The organism is Streptomyces hygroscopicus subsp. hygroscopicus, from assembly GCF_001553455.1.
Lineage (GTDB): Bacteria > Actinomycetota > Actinomycetes > Streptomycetales > Streptomycetaceae > Streptomyces > Streptomyces hygroscopicus.
On the sequence record NZ_BBOX01000121.1, the window covers coordinates 59,208 to 77,929 of the forward strand.

An 18,722-nucleotide genomic window follows, 5' to 3' on the forward strand; every position below is an offset into this window, starting at 1 on the left:
CAGATGTTTACTGAATGATATGAGTCACACGTCCGGGGTCCGGCAGGCCCAGAAGGCGAAGACCCGGCGCGCCCTGATGGACGCGGCGCTGCGGCTGCTGGAGGACCAGAGCCTGAGCAGCCTCGGGCTGCGGGAGGTCACCCGGGCGGTCGGGGTCGCGCCGGCCGCCTTCTACCGGCACTTCCGGGATCTGAGCGATCTCGGCGTCACCCTCGTCGAGGAGTGCCTGGGCAGTCTGCACCACATGATCCGCGCGATACTCGCCGATCAGGACGGTGACGAGGAGCGGATCGACGCCACTGTCGAGGCGGTCGCCGAGCATGTCCGCCGCTATCCCGCGCACATCCGCTTCATCGCGCGTGAGCGGCACGGCGGGGTGCGCGCGGTGCGTGAGGCCATCGCCGCCGAGCTGGGCGGATTCGCCGATGAGGTGGCCGCCGCGTTCGCCCCGTCGCTCTCGCCGGAGGGCTGGCCGCCGGAGGATGTCCGGATGCTCGCGGAGCTGTACGTGGACCACATGGTGATGACGGCGACGGCGTTCCTGGAGGCCCAGGCGGCGGGTCGGGGAGTGCCCGGGGCGGGCCCCCGGGTGGGACAAGGGGAGCCCGGGGCGGTTCAGGAGGAGGCGGGAGGCCAGGAGGTGATCGGGGCGGGTCGCCCCGGTCCACTGGCGGACCCGCGGGAGGCCCGGCCCGGCCGTTCGGAGGACGAGCGGCGCGTTGCCGCCACCGCGCGCAAACAGCTGCTGCTGATCAGCCTCGGGCGCCGCCACTGGCGCGACGGGTGATCTCCACGACGTAGTCGCCGGCCGTGTTCAGGCCGGTGACGCGGACCCGCACCCGTATGCCGCCCACCTCCCCGCTGAAGGTCTCGCCGGGTGCGTAGGGCGCGTCGCTGAGCCCGGGGTGGACGTTGCGCTCCCGGGTGCAGCCGCGGCCGTGGGGGGTGGAGTCCATGACGGTGACGGGGCCGCCGCCGGAGTCGACACCGGTGTCCACCCAGGAGACCAGGACACCGGGTTTGCAGATGGCCTCGTCGTTGCCGCCCTCCGTCCGCGCCTCGATCGCGTAGCCGGTGGACGGCGAGACGGGGACGAAGACGAGCTTGGTCCCGTCCGGCCGGTTCAGCGGGGACAGGGTGTGCGCGAAGACCCCGGAACCGGCGGCGCAGGCGATCTGCCGCGGGCGGAGCCAGCCGAGTTTCCACTTGTGCCAGGCCAGCAGGTCGTTTCCGGCGCCCCAGTCCTCGGACATGATGTCCCAGTGGCCCGCCTTGTCGCCGCCGTCCCGGGTGTAGAGGTCGGGCAGGCCGAAGACATGGCCGTTCTCGTGCGGCAGGACGCGGAAACCGGTGCGGCGCAGCGAGCCGGAGCCGTCGTCCTGGCGGCTGTAGACGAACGAGACATTGGCCAGCGGAACGCCGTCGGCGGTCGGGGCCTGCTGGTTGTCGGCATAGGTGACAGACAGCACGGCGTGGGCGGCCGGCGGCCCGGCGTTCGGGGTGACCAGGACGTTCACCAGGTCGTAGCGGCGGAAGTCGACCTCGGGGTCGGCGGCCTTGGCGATATCGGCGACCAGTCTGCGGTAGCCCGGATCGAAGGGGCTGCCGCGCTTGATGCCGTACGCGCGGAACGAGCGCGGCATCCGCAGCCAGTGGGCGATCGGCATCTCGGGGCGGTAGTCCAGCCGTCCGTACGAGCTCTGCGCGAACCACCGGGTGGTCTGGGGGAAGAACTCCTCGAAGCGCTGGCGGGCGGTGCCCTGGCCGTGGACATCGGGGAAGTCGATCATGAGGTTGAGGGCCCGGACCGTGCCGGTGCTGCGGCTGTAGCCGCGGCCGGTGGGGATGCCCTCGGACATCTGCAGCCCCGTGCCGGGGGCGAGGGCGCAGGGTGCCAGGGAGCCGAGGGCCGGGCGCGCGGAGGGCGCCTGGGGCAGTTCGGGGTGGGTGGGGAGCGCGGGACGCGGGGCCGCCGCCGGGGCGACCACCGCCACCGTGAGCACGGCGGCGGTGGCGAACGCGCTGCCTCGGCGGGGGCGGCGTATTCGTATGCGGTGGCGGGTGGTCCCCTGCGTCTGCTTCATTGCCGACCACGGTGTGCCGACGCCGACCGGGGCGCCCCTCGGATGCGCCGTGCGGGGGAATGGACTGCTCCGTCCGGGTGGCGGGGCCTCCGGGAAGGTGTGAGACAGGTCACCCGCGGACTCAGAAATTCCGGGGAGTGATTCCCCGTTTAACCGAGTGATCGCGTAAACGGGGACCGAATCCCCGGAAGCGTTGAACTCGAACATCCATCACCACGGCCGGGCCCGGCGCCGTCGCTGGGCCGCCGGGCCGCCGGGCCGCCGGGCCGCCGGGCCGCCGGAGAACCGTACGCGCGGATGCCGTACGCAGAAGGGAGTGCTGTCATGGCCGCCGACACGACGATCGCGAAGCCCGCACAGCCTCGGCTGCGCGCGGACGCCCTGCGCAATCGGGAGCGTATTGTCGCGGCGGCCCGTGAGGCGATCGTCGAGCACGGGGCGGGGAGCCCCCTCGATGAAATCGCTCGACGGGCGGGGGTCGGCAATGCCACGATCTACCGGCACTTCACGGACCGCCGTGAGCTGATCCACCATGTGGCGCTCTCGGTGATGTCCCGCGCCGCCGATCAGGCCGAATCCGCCCTGGCCGAGGAGCCCGACGGCTTCTCGGCGCTGGAGCGCTTCGTCCACGCCGCGGCGGACGAGCGCATCGGCGCGCTGTGCCTTCTGCTCTCCGATGGCATCGACAAGGAGCACCCTGACCTGATTGCCACCCGTGACCGTCTGTCCGCCGATGTCGAGGCCCTCATGGGGGCCGCGCGAGCCGGTGGACAACTGCGCACCGACATCGGCGTCGGTGATCTGATGGTCGCGCTCAACCAGCTCACCCGGCCGCTGCCCGGCAGCGCCTGCGTGAACTTCGACACCTTCGTGCACCGGCATCTGCAGCTGTTCCTGGACGGTCTGCGGGCTCCGGCGCGCTCCGAACTACCGGGGGAATCCGTGACCTTGCAGGACCTGCAGCAGCGGCCGTGACGTAGATCGCACCGGCCGCCACCAGGCCACCGCTTATTCCGCGTGCGTTCACAGGTCTTCTGTACGTGCGTCGTCGCCTCTCGCTACCTGTTACCCGTCGGCTCGAACCGGTCTGACACCGACCGGCCTTACTCGTCCCATTTATCACTCTCCGCACTGCTAGGTAGGCCCATCCATGCCCGAAACGGCTCAATACGTGGATCCCCGGCGCTGGAAAGCGCTGATATTCATCGCCCTCGCCCAGCTGATGGTCGTGCTCGACGCGACCATCGTGAACATCGCGCTGCCCAGCGCCCAGGCCGACCTCGGCATCTCGGACGGCAACCGGCAGTGGGTCATCACGGCCTACGCCCTCGCCTTCGGCGGACTGCTGCTGTTCGGCGGCAGGATCGCCGACCTGTGGGGCCGCAAGCAGACCTTCCTCGTCGGCCTCGTCGGCTTCGCGGCCGCCTCGGCCATCGGGGGCGCCGCGGTGAACACCGGCATGCTGCTGGGCGCGCGTGCGCTGCAGGGCGTGTTCGGCGCGCTGCTCGCCCCCTCCGCGCTCTCGCTGCTCGCCGTGATGTTCACCGACCCCAAGGAGCGCGCCAAGGCGTTCGGTGTCTTCGGTGCCATCGCGGGTGGTGGCGGCGCCGTCGGCCTGATCCTCGGTGGTGTGCTCACCGAGTACCTGGACTGGCGCTGGACCTTCTTCGTGAACATCCCGTTCGCCATCATCGCCGCGGTCGGCGCGATCGCCGTGATCCGTGAGCCGGTGGAGAGCCACAACTCGTCCCGGCTGGACATCCCCGGTGTGCTGCTGGCCTCCACGGGTCTGGTCGCACTGGTCTACGGCTTCACCCGGGCCGAGTCCGACGGCTGGTCCGCGGGCCCGACCGTCGGACTGTTCGTCGCCGCGGCCGTGCTGCTGATCGCCTTCGTGATCGTCGAGTCGCGGGTCAAGGCCCCGCTGCTGCCGCTGCGCGTGGTCGCCAACCGGAACCGGGGCGGTGTCTACGCCTCGCTGGGCCTCGCCATCATCGGCATGTTCGGCCTGTTCCTCTTCCTCACCTACTACATGCAGGTCGTCAAGGGGTACAGCCCGGTCAGGACCGGCTTCGCCTTCCTGCCGATGGTCGCGGGCATGATCACCGGCTCGACGCAGATCGGCGCCCGGCTGATGACCCGGGTCCCGGCGCGGCTGCTGATGGGGCCGGGCTTCCTGGTGGCCTCGGTCGGCATGCTGCTGCTGACCCAGATCGACCTGGACACCTCGTACCCGGCGCTGATCCTGCCCGCGTTCCTGCTGCTCGGCCTCGGTATGGGTACCGCCTTCATGCCGGCGATGAGCCTGGCCACGCATGGTGTCGAGCCGCGTGACGCGGGTGTCGCCTCGGCGATGGTCAACACCTCGCAGCAGGTGGGCGGCGCCATCGGCACCGCGCTGCTGAACACCATCGCGGCGAGCGCCACCACCGAGTACGCGAAGTCGCACGCGGCGGCGGCCTCCTCGCGCAAGGCGCTGGAGCTCCAGTCGATGGTGCACGGCTACACCTCCGCCATCTGGTGGGCGGTCGGCATCCTGGTGCTGGCCGCGGTGATCGCCATCACGCTGGTCAAGGCCGGACAGCAGGAGAACGGCGGCGCGGTCGCGGGCTCTGGCGACGGAGCGGCGGAGGACGCCATTCCGGTCATGGCGCACTGAGGTACTGGTGCGCTGAGGTTACTGGCGTGCTGAGGTGCTGGTGCACTGATGAGGTACCGGCGCGGTGAGGTGCTGGCGCGCTGAGGTGCTGGCGCGCTGAGGTGCTGGTGCGCTGAGGTACTGGCGCTCCGCGGGCGGTCCGGTCCCGTGCGGAGGCGAGGGCCCCGGCTCCCTGTGACACAGGGAGCCGGGGCCCTCGTGTCTCGTCCGGTGGTCCGAACGGGGGGATCAGCGCAGCCAGGGCAGATCGGCGCCCTCCGGCTGGAGACCGTCCGCGATGATCCGGCATATGTCGCCGAACTGCTTGACCTGCTCGGGGGTGAGCCGGTCGAAGATGGCCGTGCGCACGGCGGAGACATGGCCGGGGGCGGTCTTTCGCAGCACCTCGAACCCCTTGTCGGTGAGGACCGCGTTCTGCCCGCGCTTGTCGTCGGGGCAGTCCTCGCGCCGGACCCAGCCGTCCTTCTCCATCCGCGCGATGGCATGGGACAGCCGGGAGCGAGTGATCTTGGCGACCTGGGCCAGTTCGGTCATCCGCATCCGGCGGCGAGGCGCCCAGGAGAGCGCCACCAGCAGTCCGTAGTAGACGTGGGGCATGCCCGCGTCACGCTGCAGCTGGCGGTCGAGGTGATCCTCCAGGAGCATGCTGGCGTGCCGGTACGCCAGCCAGCTGACCTGTTCCTCATCGGTCAGCCAGTGCGGCTCGTCGGTGTCTGCGGGGGTGTTCATGGCGTCGTCCACGCGTCCATTCTAGGTATCGCTATTTGAACTTTAAACAAGTGTGCGGTACAGTGGTGAGGCATTTGCTTGAGAATTCAAGCATCTTGTCGAGCTCTGCCGAGGAGTCTTCATGTCCGCGCTCGACGGGCGCATGCCCGCCCTCTACCTCAGTCATGGTGCTCCGCCGCTCGCCGACGATCCGGTCTGGCCCGGACAGCTCGCCGCCTGGGCCCAGGGCCTGCCCCGGCCCAAGGCCATTCTCATGATCTCCGCCCACTGGGAGGAGGCGCCCCTGGCGATCGGGGCCACTCGGCAGGTGCCGCTGGTCTATGACTTCTGGGGGTTCCCCGAGCACTACTACCAGGTGCGGTACGCCGCGCCCGGCGCCCCCGGGCTGGCCGAGCGGATCCGCAAGACGCTGCGCACGGCGGGCACCCCGGTCCAGGACATCCCCGACCGGGGGCTGGACCACGGGGCGTATGTGCCGCTGGTCGAGATGTATCCGGAGGCCGACATCCCGGTCCTACAGGTGTCGATGCCGACCCTCGACCCGCGGAAGCTGATGGAGATCGGGCGGAAGCTGGCGCCGCTGCGGGACGAGGGCGTGCTGATCGTGGGCAGCGGCTTCTTCACCCACAACCTGGCCGTGTTGCGGGAGACGGGCCCGACGCCGCCCAGCTGGTCGACCGAGTTCGACGACTGGGGACGGCGGGCCCTGGACGCGCGGGACATCGACGCGCTGCTGGACTTCGAGCACGCGGCCCCGGCGGGGCGGCTCGCCCATCCGCGTACCGAACACTTCGCGCCGTTGTTCGTCACGCTGGGCGCGGCGGAGGCGGATCTGGACAGCCAGCGGAGCGTGATCGACGGCTTCTGGATGGGGCTGGCCAAGCGGTCGCTGCAGTTCGGCTGAGCGGGTTGAGCGGGGCTGGGCCGACTGTGCGGGCTGAGCCGGTGCGGACCGGTCGGGGTGCGGGGCACGGTCGCCGGTTGGAGCCTCGGCCGCGGGTCGGGGCCCGCCGCCGGTTGGGGGCCTGCCGGTGGCCGGTTGGGGTCGCCGGTTGGGGGCCGGGCCGGGCTGCCGCCGGTTGGGGGCTGGCCCGTCGCCGGTTGCCGCCGCCGGTAGGGGTCGCCGGTTGGGGGAGCGGGCCCGCCGCTGGTTGGCGTCGCCGGTCGGGTCCGGGCCTGCCGGGGCCCGTCGTCGTCAGAACGCCGGGTCGATCAGCGCGCAGGCGTGCAGCGCGGCGGCCAGGGCCGTCGCGTCCGTTCCCCGGGCGCCCCGGGCGCCCCGGGCGACATCGAGGGCGGTGTCGGTCAGCTTGATCGCGTGCTCATCGCCGTGCGCGGCGGCGCGGGCGAAGACCTCCTCGGGCGTGACGCCCGCCGCGGAGGGCAGCCGGTCGGCCGGGAGCGGCTCCGATGGCGCGTACACCGCCGTGACCGCGGCGCTCGCCGCCCATGCCGCGTCCAGGCTCGGTGCCCACAGCTCGCGAGGCAGCGCGGGCAGGACGCGCAGTACGGCGTTGGGCGCGGTCGCGACGTGGACCAGCATGACCGGCTCGCCGTGGCCGTGGGTGGCGTAGCGGTGCGTAGCGGCCCGTACGAGCTCGACCAGCCGCCGACGTGCCTCCTCCGGTCGACGCGCCTCCGTCTCCTCCGGTCGACGAGCATCCTCCGGCCGATCGGCGGGGCCGTGGCCGGGCGCCTGAGCGGTCGGCGGCGCGGTCCGTACCGAAGGCGGCCAGACCGGGAGGGCGGTGAGCCGGGGCAGCCGTTCCCGTATGCCACCGCTCTTGTCCGCGATCGGTTCCACGGCGGCCAGCGCGTCGGCCGCCGAACCGGAGGCGGGGCCCGGCAGCTGTGCCAGCGGCGGCAGCGGCGCGTGGCGCGCGGCCCAGTAGCCGAGGGCGTGGGCCAGCTCGGCGGTGCGGGGAGCGGTCGTACCGTCCGGATCGTCCAGGAGGGTCCGTACGGCATGGCCGACCCGGATCACCGGATGCGTCGCGCCGCCGGCGATGCCCGGCAACAGCCGTGGCCACCACACGGCGAGCACGTCGCGCCAGGGGCGGTCGGAAAGTTTCCGGTCGAAGTAGGCGGGCCAGTCGGCGAGGTGGCGTGGATCGCCGAGCGCCTCGCGCCAGTTCTCCCCGGTGATCCGGGCGTACGAGCCCGGCATCTCCTCGAGCTTGTGGCGATAGCGGTCCAGCCACCGGTGCACGGTGCGCTCCTGGCCGTGGCGCACCAGCGCCTCCACCGCCATCGGCGCGTGATTGCTCAGCCATCCCTCACGTTCGGGCCCGGCGGCATGCAGCCGCTGGAGGGCCTCGTCGAGGGTTCCGCTCGTGTCGTCCGTCATGGCCTCACGCTAGGCAGGGCGTGGCGGCCCCGGAACGGACCGGGGACGGAAGCGCGCGGGGACCACCGACCTAGGCCGGAGGACGCTCCTTCCACACGTGGAAGACGTAGAACGACGCGAGCGCCATCGCGATCCCCGCCCCGAGCCCGATCCCCGAGGACCGGTACACCGAGCCGCCGCTCACCGAGTGCAGGAAGCCGATCGCGCAGCCGAGGACCGTCCCGTACAGCACGGCCCGGATCTCCGGCATCATCCTTGGCGTCTTGCTGCCGAGCGCGTAGCACAGCACTCCGAGCACCACCGCGGACACCACCCCGAGGATGGCGGCCGCGGGGATGGTGGAGCCCTGGTTGTGGTCCACGAACATGACCCAGCCGCCGAAGAGCACGGCCAGGACGACCGGGACGCCCCAGGAGGCGGAGGGGTGGAGCGGAAGATGGAGCCGCGTGGGGCGGTGGTGGCTCACCGGTGCCGTGGGAGCGTTCATGGCAGGACCTCCTCGTCGCCGCGTCCCCGCCCTGACCTGTCGCTGTCGCTCTCTTGTGTTTTTGCCTCTGCCTCTGCCTGTGCTCTGTTCCAGCGCACACCCGCGCGGGGGGACGGGCAACCGGGGACGACGACCCGGCCCGTGGGGGTACCCGGGCAACCAGGAGCCCACGGGATTCGTCTACAGGGACGGGAGAGAGGCCGCCAGAGTCGTTGGAGGCCACCGAGCAGGGGGTCTGACCTGCGCTTCCTGCCATTTCCGCAGTACGTCGGCACCTGTGTGGGTGGACAGGGTACTGCATGATCGTAAAAAGGTGGGCGCGTGATGGGAATTCTGTCCTGATTCCAGTCGTTGTTTCCTTCGGACGGGGCACCCGACACCGGAGACACCGTCCATAGTCCGCGCCCGATCCATCTGTAAGGGAGCACGCATGGCAACCCGTGCCGTCGCCCGTAATCAGTCCGCCGCCGGTGGTGGCGCTGATGGGGCCAACAGCGTTCGCGCCTCAGGCGGGGAGATCGCCGATCGCGACCTGGTCGGCATGTATCTCGACGAGATCGCCCGTACCCCGCTGCTGGACGCGGCGAAGGAGGTCGAGCTGTCCCAGTCCATCGAAGCGGGGGTGTATGCCCAGCAGATCCTGGACGGGGAGGTTGAGGACGCCCCCGCCGCAGGCGCGAGCCGTGAGGAGCTGGAGGCGATAGCCGCCGAAGGTGCCCGCGCCAAGGACATCTTCATCCGCTCCAACCTGCGTCTCGTCGTGGCTGTGGCGCGCCGCTATCCGCGCAGTGGGCTGCCCCTGCTCGACCTGATCCAGGAGGGCAACGCGGGCCTGGTGCGCGCGGTGGAGAAGTTCGACTACACCAAGGGATTCAAGTTCTCGACCTATGCCACGTGGTGGATCCGTCAGGCCATCACGCGCTCGATCGCGGATCAGTCCCGGACGATCCGGCTGCCTGTCCACCTGGTCGAGGAGCTCGGCCGGATCCGCCGGGTGCAGCGGGAGTTCAACCGTGAGCACGGCCGTGAGCCGGAGCACGCCGAGATCGCCGAGGAGCTCGGCTCCACGATGGAGCGGGTCTCGGATGTGCTCGACTGGGCGCGTGACCCGGTCAGCCTGAACATGTCGGTCGACGACGAGGGGGAGACCCAGTTCGGCGATCTGCTGGAGGACACCTCGGCCGTCTCGCCCGAGCAGTCGGTGATGACGCTGCTGCGCAGTGAGGAGCTGGAGGATCTGATCGGCCGCCTCGACGACCGCACCGCCTCCATCATCAAGGCGCGGTACGGCATCGACGACGGCCGGGAGCGCACCCTGACGGAGGTGGGCAAGCAGCATGGCCTCACGCGTGAGCGCATCCGGCAGATCGAGAAGCACGCATTGCTTGAGCTGAAGAAGATGGCCCGCCAGACCGGTTTTGACGCAGCGGCTTGAGTCCTTCATCCAGATCCAGCAGACCCAGCAGCAGACCCCAGCCACCAGATCCCTTCTCTTCCCCGGACCGAGCCCCGGCGCCTCTCCCCCCCCCGGCGCCGGGGTTCGCTTATGTCCCGCGCCGCTGAGGCCCGTGCCGGTCAAGCCCCGTGCCGCTGAGTCCCATGCCGCCGAGCGATGGCGGGCGGGATGCCCGGTCGAGTTTGTTTCGTGCCCGACTCTGTTTACTTTCCTGAATCGCCCCCGTAATCTGACCACGAAATCACAGGTTCGGGCATGGAAGGGGCGTAAACCTACATGTACGCACCGGAGCGACAGCAGGAGATTCTCCGGCTCGCCCGCGAGAGCGGTCGGGTGGATGTCCTGTCCCTCGCCGAGGAGTTCCAGGTCACCGCCGAGACCGTACGGCGTGACCTGCGCGCTCTCGACCGGGCGGGGCTCGTCCGCCGTGTGCACGGGGGCGCCATCCCGGCCGGCCGTCTGGACTTCGAGCCCGATCTCGCCGAGCGCGAGTCCACCGCCGCCGACGAGAAGGACCGCATCGCGCGGGCGGCCCTCGCCGAGCTGCCGTCCGACGGCAGCGTGATCATCGACGCGGGCTCCACGGCGGCCCGGTTCGCCGCGGCCTTCCCGCTGGAGGCCAAGCTCACCGTGGTCACCCACGCCCTGCCGGTCGCCGCCCGCCTCGCCGACCACCCCGGGATCGCGCTGCACCTCGTCGGCGGGCGGGTCCGCCACCGCACTCGGGCCGCCGTGGACGCATGGGCGCTGCGCGGTTACGGCGAGCTCAAGGCCGATGTGGTCTTCCTCGCCACCAACGGCTTCTCGCTGGACGGCGGGCTCACCACACCCGATCTCGCGGAGGGTGCCGTGAAGAGCGCCATGATCGCCGCGGCTCGGCGGGTGGTGCTGCTCGCGGACTCCGCCAAGTTCGGCCAGGAGCACTTCGCCCGGTTCGGCGGCCTCGACGACGTCGATCTGCTCATCACGGACACCGGGCTCAGCCCGCAGGACGCCCTGGCCATCGAGCGCCAGGGCACGGAAGTGGCACGCGCATGATTCTCACCGTCACCCCCAACCCCAGCCTGGACCGTACGTACGAGATCCCGGTGCTGGAGCGCGGCGCCGTGCTGCGGGCCACCGCCGACCGGGTCGACCCCGGCGGCAAGGGCGTCAACGTCTCGCGCGCCGTGGCCGCCGCCGGGCACCGCACGGTGGCCGTCCTGCCACTCGGCGGACCGGAGGGCGCGCTCCTCGCGCGACTGCTGGAGGAGCTGGGCATCGAGGCGGCGGGGGTGCCCGTGGCGGGCTCGACCCGGGTCAACATCTCGGTGGCCGAACCCGACGGCACCCTCACCAAGCTCAACGCGGGCGGGCCCGAGCTGACCGGCTCCGAGGCCGAGGCGGTGCTGGAGGCCGTTCGGACCAGAGTCGACGGCGCCGACTGGATTGCCTGCTGCGGCAGCCTGCCCCGTGGCCTCGCACCCGAGTGGTACGCCGAACTGGTGGCGCGGGCCCACCGGGCGGGCGCCCGGATCGCCCTGGACACCTCCGGCCCCTCGCTGACCGCGGCCCTGCGCGAGCGCCCCGATGTGGTGAAGCCCAACGCCGAGGAGCTGGCCCAGGCCGTGGGCCGCCCGCTGGCCACGGTCGGCGAGGCGGTCAAGGCCGCCGAGGAACTGCGGGAGCAGGGTGCCCGCGCCGTTCTGGCCAGCCTGGGCGCCGACGGTCAGCTGCTGGTCGACGAGACGGGCGCCTACTTCGGCACCGCGCGGGTCGCCGCCGTGCGCAGCAACGTGGGCGCGGGCGATGCCTCGCTCGCCGGCTTCCTCACGGCGGGCGGATCCGGGCCCGCCGCGCTCGCCTCGGCCGTGGCCCACGGGGCGGCCGCGGTGCAGCTCCCGGGCAGCGCCATGCCGACCCCGGCCGACCTCGACCCGTCCGCCGTCGTCACCACGGCGGACATCCCGCTGGACCGTGTGCTCAAGGAGCCCGCGTGACCTGCCGACCCCACTCCCACCCCCCAGTCCCCACTCCGTCCGCCCGCCTGCCCCAGGGCGGCGCCGCACACAAGGGAGCCGCGAGATGAGTGAGCTGATCACCGCGGATCTGGTCGACCTTGACCTGTCCGCCGACACCAAGGAAGCCGCCGCCCGGTCGCTCGCCGAACGCATGGTCGAGGCCGGCCGGGTCACCGACCTCGACGGCTTTCTCGCCGATGTGGCGGCGCGCGAGGAGCAGATGCCGACCGGTCTGGACGGCGGCATCGGCATACCCCACTGCCGCAGCGCACATGTCACCGAGCCCACCCTGGCCTTCGGGCGCAGCGCGGCCCGGATCGACTTCGGCGCGGCGGACGGACCGGCCGATCTGATCTTCCTGATCGCCGCCCCGGCGGGCGCGGACAGCGATCACCTGACGATCCTGTCGAGCCTGGCGCGGCAACTGATGAACGCCGACTTCACCGACGCGCTGCGCTCCGCCGACCGGCCGGAGCGGGTGGCCGCCCTGATCCGGGGTGAGGAGCAGACCACACCCGCCGCCACGCGGGCGGAGGCCACGCGGGCGGAGGCCGGAGGAACTGAGGCCGGAGGAACTGGGGCCGGACGGACCGGGGCCGGGGAGCCGGGGGCGGACGAGACCGCCGCCGGGGAGACCGGCGGGGCTCGGGCCTCCGCCCCGGAAGCGGCCGCCGCTGGGACCGCCGCGGGGGAGCCTGCCACCGCGGCTGCCACCGCTGAGTCCGCCGCTGCGACGACCGCCGTCTCCGCAGCCGTCTCGGATGATGCCTCCGCTGACGCCTCCGCCCCAGGGGCCACCGCCCCCAGGGTCGCCACCGCCGGGGCTGCCGAATCCGCCGCCTCCGCCGGCGCTTCCGGTGCCTCCCAGGCCGCGCCCGAACCCGCGGCCCCCTTCCGGATCGTCGCCGTCACGTCCTGCCCGACCGGTATCGCCCACACCTATATGGCCGCCGAGTCGCTGGAGAACGCCGCTCGCGAGGCCGGTGTCGAGCTGGTGGTCGAGACGCAGGGCTCGGCCGGGTTCGACAAGCTCCCCGCCGCCACCATCGCCGCCGCCGACGCGGTGGTCTTCGCTCACGATGTGGAGGTCCGGGACAAGGCCCGCTTCGCGGGCAAGCCCACGGTGGACGTCGGAGTGAAGGCGGGCATCAACCGCCCCGCCGAACTCATCGCGGAGGCCCGCGAGAAGGCCGCACGGGGAGAGACCGGCGCACCGGTCGACACCGCGGCGGAGAGCTCGGCGCCGATGGACGCGGACGGCACGGCCAACGACGGCTTCGGCACCCGGCTGCGCACATGGCTGATGACGGGCGTCAGCTATATGGTCCCGTTCGTCGCCGCGGGCGGTCTGCTGATCGCGCTCGCCTTCGCGATCGGCGGTTACGAGATCGCGAGTGCCAAGTCCGTCGCGGACCACTTCGTCTGGACCGAGACCAGCAGTTGGGCTGCGCTGCTTTTCCAGATCGGCAGCGCGGCGTTCACCTTCCTGGTGCCGGTGCTGGCGGGCTACATCGCCTACGGCATGGCCGACCGGCCCGGTCTGGTCCCCGGTTTCGTGGGCGGCTACATCGCGACCACCATCAAGGCCGGATTCCTCGGCGGTCTGGCCGCTGGTCTGATCGCGGGCGCGGTCGTCATGGGCATCCAGCGGTTCAAGGTCCCGGCGGCGCTGCGCGGCATCATGCCGGTGGTGGTGATCCCGCTGATCTCCTCCGCGATCGTCGGCGTCCTGATGTTCGTGGTGATCGGCAAGCCCATCGCCTCCGCGCAGGAGGCGATGACCGACTGGCTCAACGGCCTCTCCGGCGCCAACGCCATCGGCCTCGGCGTCCTCCTCGGCCTGATGATGTGCTTCGACCTGGGCGGCCCGGTCAACAAGGTGGCCTACGCCTTCGCGACCGGCGGTATCGCGGTGTCGGACCCCTCCTCCGGAAGCCTCAAGATCATGGCCGCGGTGATGGCCGCCGGTATGGTCCCGCCGCTGTCGTTGGCCCTCGCCACCACCGTGCGCGGACGGCTGTTCACCAAGACCGAGCGGGAGAACGGCAAGGCCGCCTGGGTGCTGGGCGCCTCCTTCATCACCGAGGGCGCCATTCCGTTCGCCGCGGCGGACCCGCTGCGGGTGATTCCCTCGTCGATGGTGGGCGGCGGCATCACCGGTGCCCTGTCGATGGCCTTCGACTGCACGCTGCGCGCCCCGCACGGCGGCATCTTCGTGGTCCCGCTGATCGGTCAGCCGTTCCTCTACCTGCTGGCCATCGTGGCGGGCACGGTGGTCTCGGCCGGTCTGGTGGTCTTCCTCAAGGGACTGCGCAGGACGGCGAAGCCGGAGCCCACGGGCCAGGCCGACGGCAAGGCAGCCGAGGGCGGCACCACCGAGGAGGAATCGAAGGTGGCGGTGGCGGTCTGACCGCATCTCAGCCACCCCCCGCCGGATCCGGCGGCGGCCCGCCCACCTCTGTGGACGGTCCGCCGCCGGTGCCCGTGGGCAGGCCACGCGAGGCGTAGTAGGCACCGAGCGCGGCCTCGCCACCCGACCCCATGGCGGTCGCGATCCGCTGGAAGCGAGCCGACCGCAGATCACCGGCGGTGAACACCCTGGGATGCTGGCGTCCAGGCGGGCAGTACCCGGCCCGGTCGGCGACCACGGCCCCGGCCGGGGGAGCCGGGGCGCTGCCCAGGTTGAGGAAGGCGAGATCGGCCGTGAGGGTCCGCCGCTCACCCTCCACTGTCCGGATCTCGGCGGTGACCGGCGCCGACCCCGACCCGAACTCCAGCCGCCGCACGGCCACCAGCTCCACCCGGGCGTCCCGCCGGATCTCCTCGGTCTTGTAGACGTCCTCGGGCGGATACGCCACCACGAAGCGGGTCCTCAGCTCCGGATGAGCCCGCGCCACCGTACCGAGGGGCCGGTCCGCGCCCAGGACCAGCACCGTCCGGTCGTCGATCGCCGCCGGATCCGCCTCCCACAGCGGCGGCAGCGCCCGGCCCGCCACACCCCCGAGCCATCCCGCCTCCTCCGGGCCCAGCGGCCCGACACCCGTGGCGACCACCACATACCGGGCGGTCAACCGCGACCCACGCACCCACGCGGACCCCACCGGCTTCACGGGCTTCACCGGCTCTACAGGCTCGGTCGGCTCTACCGGCTTGATGGACCCCACCGGCTCCCCGAGCCTCACCGGCTCCCCGAGCCTCACCGGCTCCCCGAGCCTCACCGGCTCCCCGAGCCTCACCGGCTCTACGGGCTCGACTGACTCCACCGGCTCCACCGTGACCTCGACGCGGTCGTCGAAGCCTTCGACCAGCGTTGCGCGCCCGCCCAACTCGACCCGGCACAGATCACACCGCGCCAGATCGGCCTCGATCGTGGCCGCCAGGTCCGGGCCGCTGGCGGCGCCGAGGACATTGCTCACCACAGGGATGCGCCGCAGTGCCCCGCACAGGGCGTCGTCCGCCTCGATCAGCACCGAGCGCATTCCCACGCTCGCCGCCATCACGGCGGCGGCGCAGCCCGCCGGGCCACCACCGATGATCAGTAGATCGGTGTCCATGGTGAACTCGCTCCCCCTTCTCTTCGTTCCTCCGGCCCCACTGGTCTCCCGGTCCCACTGGTATCTCGGCCCCACCGGCCTCCCGGCCTCACTGGCTCTCCCAGCCGGTCTCTGCTTCTCCTCCGGGACGGCGGATCTGAGTTACTCCGGCCCACCGGATCAGTTGTTCTCCGGCCCGGGGGACGGGGATCAGCTGTTGTAAAGATCCCGGTACGCGGGGAAGACACCGCCCGGACCGTCCACGGTCTCCGCCGCGAGCACCGCCTTGACCACCGCCCGGGTGAGCACATCTGCCCCGGCCGCCAGCACATCGTTCAGCACACCGGCCTCCCGGTGCACCCCGAACGCCGGATCGCCGGCACCCTGGGGCCCGCCCTCCGGTATCAGCGGGCGCCCGCAGGTGGACAGGGCGAAAACCGTGTCGCCGTCGGACAGCAGATGCACCGGCCGGACGGCCCGTGCCAGACCGTCATGTGCCGTGCCCGCGAGCTTGTGCGCCTGGGCCCGGGTGAGCAAGGCGTCGGTGGCGACCACGGCCAGTGTGGTGTTCAGCGGAGGCCGCACCGACGCGGCCCGCCGCCGCTCCGACTCCTCCCGCGCGGCGGCCAGCCGGCGCATCGCCTCCGCGTGCTCGGCCTTACCGGGCCTGCGGGGCCCGCCTTCCGTCCACGGCCCATGGTGCTCCCCGTACAGCACACCGGTACGGGGATCGACAACCGAGCCCGCGGCGTTGACCACCGCCAGCGCGGCCACCGTGATACCGGACGGCAGCACCGTGGAGGCCGAACCGGTGCCGCCCTTGAGCCCACCGGCCACCGCGCCCGTGCCCGCCCCCACATTGCCCTGAGCGACCGGCGCGCCCGGCTCCGAACGGGCCGCCGCCTCGATCGCCTCGCGCCCCAGCGCGGCGGTCGGGCGGGCCCGCCAGTCGCCGCCCCGGCCCAGGTCGAAGAGGGCGGCGGCCGGGACCACCGGAACGACGTGCGCCGGATCGGGACCGACCCGGAAGCCCCGGCCGCGCTCCTCCAGCCAGGCGGCCACCCCCGAGGCGCTGTCGAGCCCGAACGCGCTGCCCCCGGTCAGCACGACGGCTTCGACGCGCTGGACCAGGTTGCGCGGATCGAGGGCATCGGTTTCCCGGGTGCCGGGACCGCCGCCGCGTACATCGACCGCGGCCACCACACCGCCCTCGGGGGCCAGCACCACGGTCGTCCCGGTCAGCCGGCCGCTGTCGGACCACTGGGCATGGCCCACCCGCAGTCCGTGGATGTCCGTCAGGCCGTTGGCCGGGCCGGTGGGGGCTGGTTCGACGTTTGTCCGCTCGGCGTTCATGGAAGCTATGCGTAGCACGGCAAGCCGTGGCATGGTCGGGTACCGAGGCGCGGACCACCTCCGTACCCGTCGTCCCGCGAACACCGCCGAAGGGGGCGTCGGCGGGTGACCGAGGGGCTGAGTACCCCTCATATAGCGGGCGTTCATCAGACGTTGATGGCGTGGCAGCAGGCTGAGCCGTATGCCGTTCGCCCCCGTCCGAAAGAAGACCGCCGTGCCCCGTACCTCTCGGACGGAGGAGCTCCCGACACTGGCCGCCGACACTCGGCGGGCCGCCCGGGTCGCCCTCCGCTGGATCAGCGAGCCGGACTGCACCGAGGAGCTCACCCATGCCGAGCTGCTCGACCAGGCGGCCCGGGCCGCCGCCGCACTCACCCGGCTCGGTGTCCGCGCCGGGGACCGGGTGGCGGTGCATCTGCCGCTGGTGCCCGAGTCCGTGATCGCCACGCTCGCCTGCGGCCGGCTCGACGTCGTCCGCGCCAGCCTCCCCGTGGGGCTGCGTCCCCATGAACTGCGCGACCGGATCAGGGAGGCCGGTGCCAAGGTCGTCATCACCGCGGACGCCGGGCAGCACCGCGGGGAGACGCAGCCGTTCAAGCGGCACGTCGACCGGGCCCTGATCGGCTGCCCCGAGGTGCGGTCCGTGCTGGTGGTCCACCGGCTCGCCTGCCCGGTGTCCTGGACCCCCGGGCGAGACCTGTGGTGGCACGACGAGCTCGGCCGGTACACCGAGCCGCTGACCGGGCCGTACTCTTGAGGCATGAACACCGCCCCTGCCCCTGGACCGCGCGATCCGTCCGCCGCGCTGATCTTCGACGATCCACTGGTGCAGCGGTCGTCGGACGATACGGACCACGGGTGGGGCGAGCGGATTCCCGGCGGCGACAGCGCCGGCGATGCCGCTGATCTGGCCCGGTTCCTCGACGAGAAGCCGCCCCACCACCTCTGACGGTCCTCTAGGCGCTGGAGCCGCTGCCGCCACCGTCGCGGGCGGCGCCGCGCTGCGCCACCAGCTCGTCGCGGATCTCCCGCAGCAGAATGATCTCCTCCGCCTCCGTGACGGACTGCTCCTCCTCCGCCTTCGCCTCCTTGGCGGCCTTCCGCGCCAGATAGCGTGACATCGGCAGCACCATCAGGAAGTACACCACCGCCGCAGTGACCAAGAAGGTCAGCACGGCTGAGAGCACGGATCCCCAGAGGATGGGAATGCCGTGGATGACGGTGCCCTCGGCATTGGTCTCGCAGGGTGCCTTGAGGCAGGAGCGGTACTTCTCGAGGTCCTTCGTGCCGAAGGCTCCGACTATGGGATTGATGAAGCCCTTCACTATCGAGTTCACGACGGCGGTGAAGGAAGCTCCGATGACGACCGCGACGGCCAGATCGATCACATTGCCGCGCATCAGGAAGGCTTTGAACCCTTCCATGACGCTCTGCTTCTCCTCGGTCACCTTCTCTTGGCTCAACCCACTGCCTCTCTTTCGCCGCGTCGGTGCTGGAGCGGACGGTTCCGCAACCTACACCCGCAGGTGAGAGGGGCATCAGAGGAGTCGGGGAAGTCAGCAGCGGCACAGCGTCACCGCCAACCGGGAGCCGGCCGCGGCCCCGGCGAGCGCGGTGGCGTCCGCTCGCGGCACCGTCAGCACCACCAGTGCCCCGCCGCCGTCCACTCCTCCGTCCAGCGCGCCGTCGTCGCCGACCGTGTCCGCGGCGGCACCCGGCGGGCCACTGGTGGCCCGTTCGTCCACCGCGCGGCCGCCCCGGACACCCGGCACCTCGGCCACCCGGACCCCGCGGGCGACCACCCGCGCCGCAGGGGCTGACGATCGGGTGTGTACGGCCCCCGGAAGCGGTGTGGCCAGCACGTCCACCCGGTCGCCCGGGTGCAGCAGCCGCACCGCCGCCGCGTCCGCGATCCGGACCGGCGCCGACACCATGGCCGGGCGCGAGTCGCCCCGCCGGTCCTCTCCCGCCGGGGCGGATGTCGCCGGGACGGATGCCCGCGAGGACTCCGCGCCCGTGTGCTCCGCGCCGGGTGGTGCCGCGGCCGCGAGCGCGGCGGCCGCCAGCGCCAGCC

The 18,722-nt window shown here is 72.0% G+C and carries 18 protein-coding genes; 10 read left to right on the forward strand and 8 right to left on the reverse strand.

Features of this window, described 5'->3' with window-relative positions; genetic code table 11:
- The first annotated feature begins 19 nt into the window (after positions 1-19).
- Positions 20-787 (forward strand): TetR family transcriptional regulator, encoded by a 768-nt coding sequence (locus AXW62_RS13890; protein WP_060944790.1) that lies wholly within the window; start codon positions 20-22, stop codon positions 785-787.
- On the opposite strand, the gene AXW62_RS13895 is transcribed toward AXW62_RS13890, so the two are convergent.
- On the reverse strand, positions 753-2,084 hold the full coding sequence (locus AXW62_RS13895) for a M6 family metalloprotease domain-containing protein (RefSeq protein ID WP_060944791.1): 1,332 nt from the start codon (positions 2,082-2,084) through the stop codon (positions 753-755). The genes AXW62_RS13890 and AXW62_RS13895 overlap by 35 nt on opposite strands.
- A 324-nt stretch (positions 2,085-2,408) precedes the next feature.
- Between AXW62_RS13895 and AXW62_RS13900 the strand changes: the two genes are divergently transcribed.
- On the forward strand, positions 2,409-3,059 hold the full coding sequence (locus AXW62_RS13900; protein WP_030821912.1) for a TetR/AcrR family transcriptional regulator: 651 nt from the start codon (positions 2,409-2,411) through the stop codon (positions 3,057-3,059).
- A gap of 175 nt (positions 3,060-3,234) precedes the next feature.
- Positions 3,235-4,743, forward strand: a complete 1,509-nt coding sequence (locus tag AXW62_RS13905; protein WP_030821915.1) for an MFS transporter — start codon at positions 3,235-3,237, stop codon at positions 4,741-4,743.
- Positions 4,744-4,971: 228 nt separating this feature from the next.
- Here AXW62_RS13905 and AXW62_RS13910 read toward each other — a convergent pair whose 3' ends face one another.
- The gene (locus tag AXW62_RS13910; protein ID WP_030821918.1) at positions 4,972-5,472 is read right to left on the reverse strand and encodes a MarR family winged helix-turn-helix transcriptional regulator; all 501 of its coding nucleotides are present in this window, start codon (positions 5,470-5,472) and stop codon (positions 4,972-4,974) included.
- 121 nt (positions 5,473-5,593) lie between these two features.
- Here AXW62_RS13910 and AXW62_RS13915 point away from each other — a divergent pair, with 121 nt between their 5' ends.
- Positions 5,594-6,376: a dioxygenase family protein gene (locus tag AXW62_RS13915; RefSeq protein WP_060944792.1), complete on the forward strand. Its 783-nt coding sequence runs from the start codon at positions 5,594-5,596 to the stop codon at positions 6,374-6,376.
- Between the two features lie 291 nt (positions 6,377-6,667).
- Here the strand turns inward: AXW62_RS13915 and AXW62_RS13920 are convergent, their stop codons facing one another.
- Complete coding sequence (locus AXW62_RS13920) at positions 6,668-7,819, reverse strand: questin oxidase family protein (protein WP_060944793.1); 1,152 nt, start codon at positions 7,817-7,819, stop codon at positions 6,668-6,670.
- Between the two features lie 70 nt (positions 7,820-7,889).
- Positions 7,890-8,306, reverse strand: coding sequence for a hypothetical protein (locus tag AXW62_RS13925; RefSeq protein WP_060944794.1), 417 nt, complete (start codon positions 8,304-8,306; stop codon positions 7,890-7,892).
- 430 nt (positions 8,307-8,736) lie between these two features.
- Here AXW62_RS13925 and AXW62_RS13930 point away from each other — a divergent pair, with 430 nt between their 5' ends.
- The 4 genes from AXW62_RS13930 to AXW62_RS13945 all read left to right on the forward strand — a co-directional run bounded on the left by AXW62_RS13930 (position 8,737) and on the right by AXW62_RS13945 (position 14,172).
- Positions 8,737-9,741, forward strand: a complete 1,005-nt coding sequence (locus tag AXW62_RS13930) for a sigma-70 family RNA polymerase sigma factor (protein ID WP_030821930.1) — start codon at positions 8,737-8,739, stop codon at positions 9,739-9,741.
- Positions 9,742-10,038: 297 nt separating this feature from the next.
- Entirely contained in the window at positions 10,039-10,800 is a 762-nt protein-coding gene (locus tag AXW62_RS13935; protein WP_060944795.1) for a DeoR/GlpR family DNA-binding transcription regulator, read from the forward strand.
- Positions 10,797-11,741, forward strand: coding sequence for a 1-phosphofructokinase (gene pfkB, locus AXW62_RS13940; protein ID WP_060944796.1), 945 nt, complete (start codon positions 10,797-10,799; stop codon positions 11,739-11,741). The genes AXW62_RS13935 and pfkB overlap by 4 nt, the downstream gene beginning before the upstream one ends.
- 85 nt (positions 11,742-11,826) lie before the next feature.
- Positions 11,827-14,172: a PTS fructose transporter subunit IIABC gene (locus AXW62_RS13945; RefSeq protein WP_060944797.1), complete on the forward strand. Its 2,346-nt coding sequence runs from the start codon at positions 11,827-11,829 to the stop codon at positions 14,170-14,172.
- Between the two features lie 7 nt (positions 14,173-14,179).
- Here AXW62_RS13945 and AXW62_RS45770 read toward each other — a convergent pair whose 3' ends face one another.
- On the reverse strand, positions 14,180-15,316 hold the full coding sequence (locus tag AXW62_RS45770) for an FAD-dependent oxidoreductase (RefSeq protein WP_060944798.1): 1,137 nt from the start codon (positions 15,314-15,316) through the stop codon (positions 14,180-14,182).
- 189 nt (positions 15,317-15,505) lie between these two features.
- Positions 15,506-16,648, reverse strand: a complete 1,143-nt coding sequence (locus AXW62_RS13955; protein WP_060944799.1) for a P1 family peptidase — start codon at positions 16,646-16,648, stop codon at positions 15,506-15,508.
- A 214-nt stretch (positions 16,649-16,862) separates the two neighbouring features.
- Between AXW62_RS13955 and AXW62_RS13960 the strand changes: the two genes are divergently transcribed.
- A complete protein-coding gene (locus tag AXW62_RS13960) occupies positions 16,863-17,405 on the forward strand; it encodes an AMP-binding protein (RefSeq protein ID WP_236258344.1) in 543 nt (180 codons plus the stop codon).
- Between the two features lie 3 nt (positions 17,406-17,408).
- On the forward strand, positions 17,409-17,597 hold the full coding sequence (locus AXW62_RS13965) for a hypothetical protein (protein ID WP_060944800.1): 189 nt from the start codon (positions 17,409-17,411) through the stop codon (positions 17,595-17,597).
- A gap of 7 nt (positions 17,598-17,604) precedes the next feature.
- Here the strand turns inward: AXW62_RS13965 and mscL are convergent, their stop codons facing one another.
- Positions 17,605-18,096, reverse strand: a complete 492-nt coding sequence (gene mscL / locus AXW62_RS13970; RefSeq protein ID WP_067075652.1) for a large conductance mechanosensitive channel protein MscL — start codon at positions 18,094-18,096, stop codon at positions 17,605-17,607.
- Positions 18,097-18,204: 108 nt separating this feature from the next.
- Positions 18,205-18,722: RcpC/CpaB family pilus assembly protein (locus AXW62_RS13975; protein WP_063817578.1), on the reverse strand; the 518-nt coding region annotated here is incomplete at its 5' end.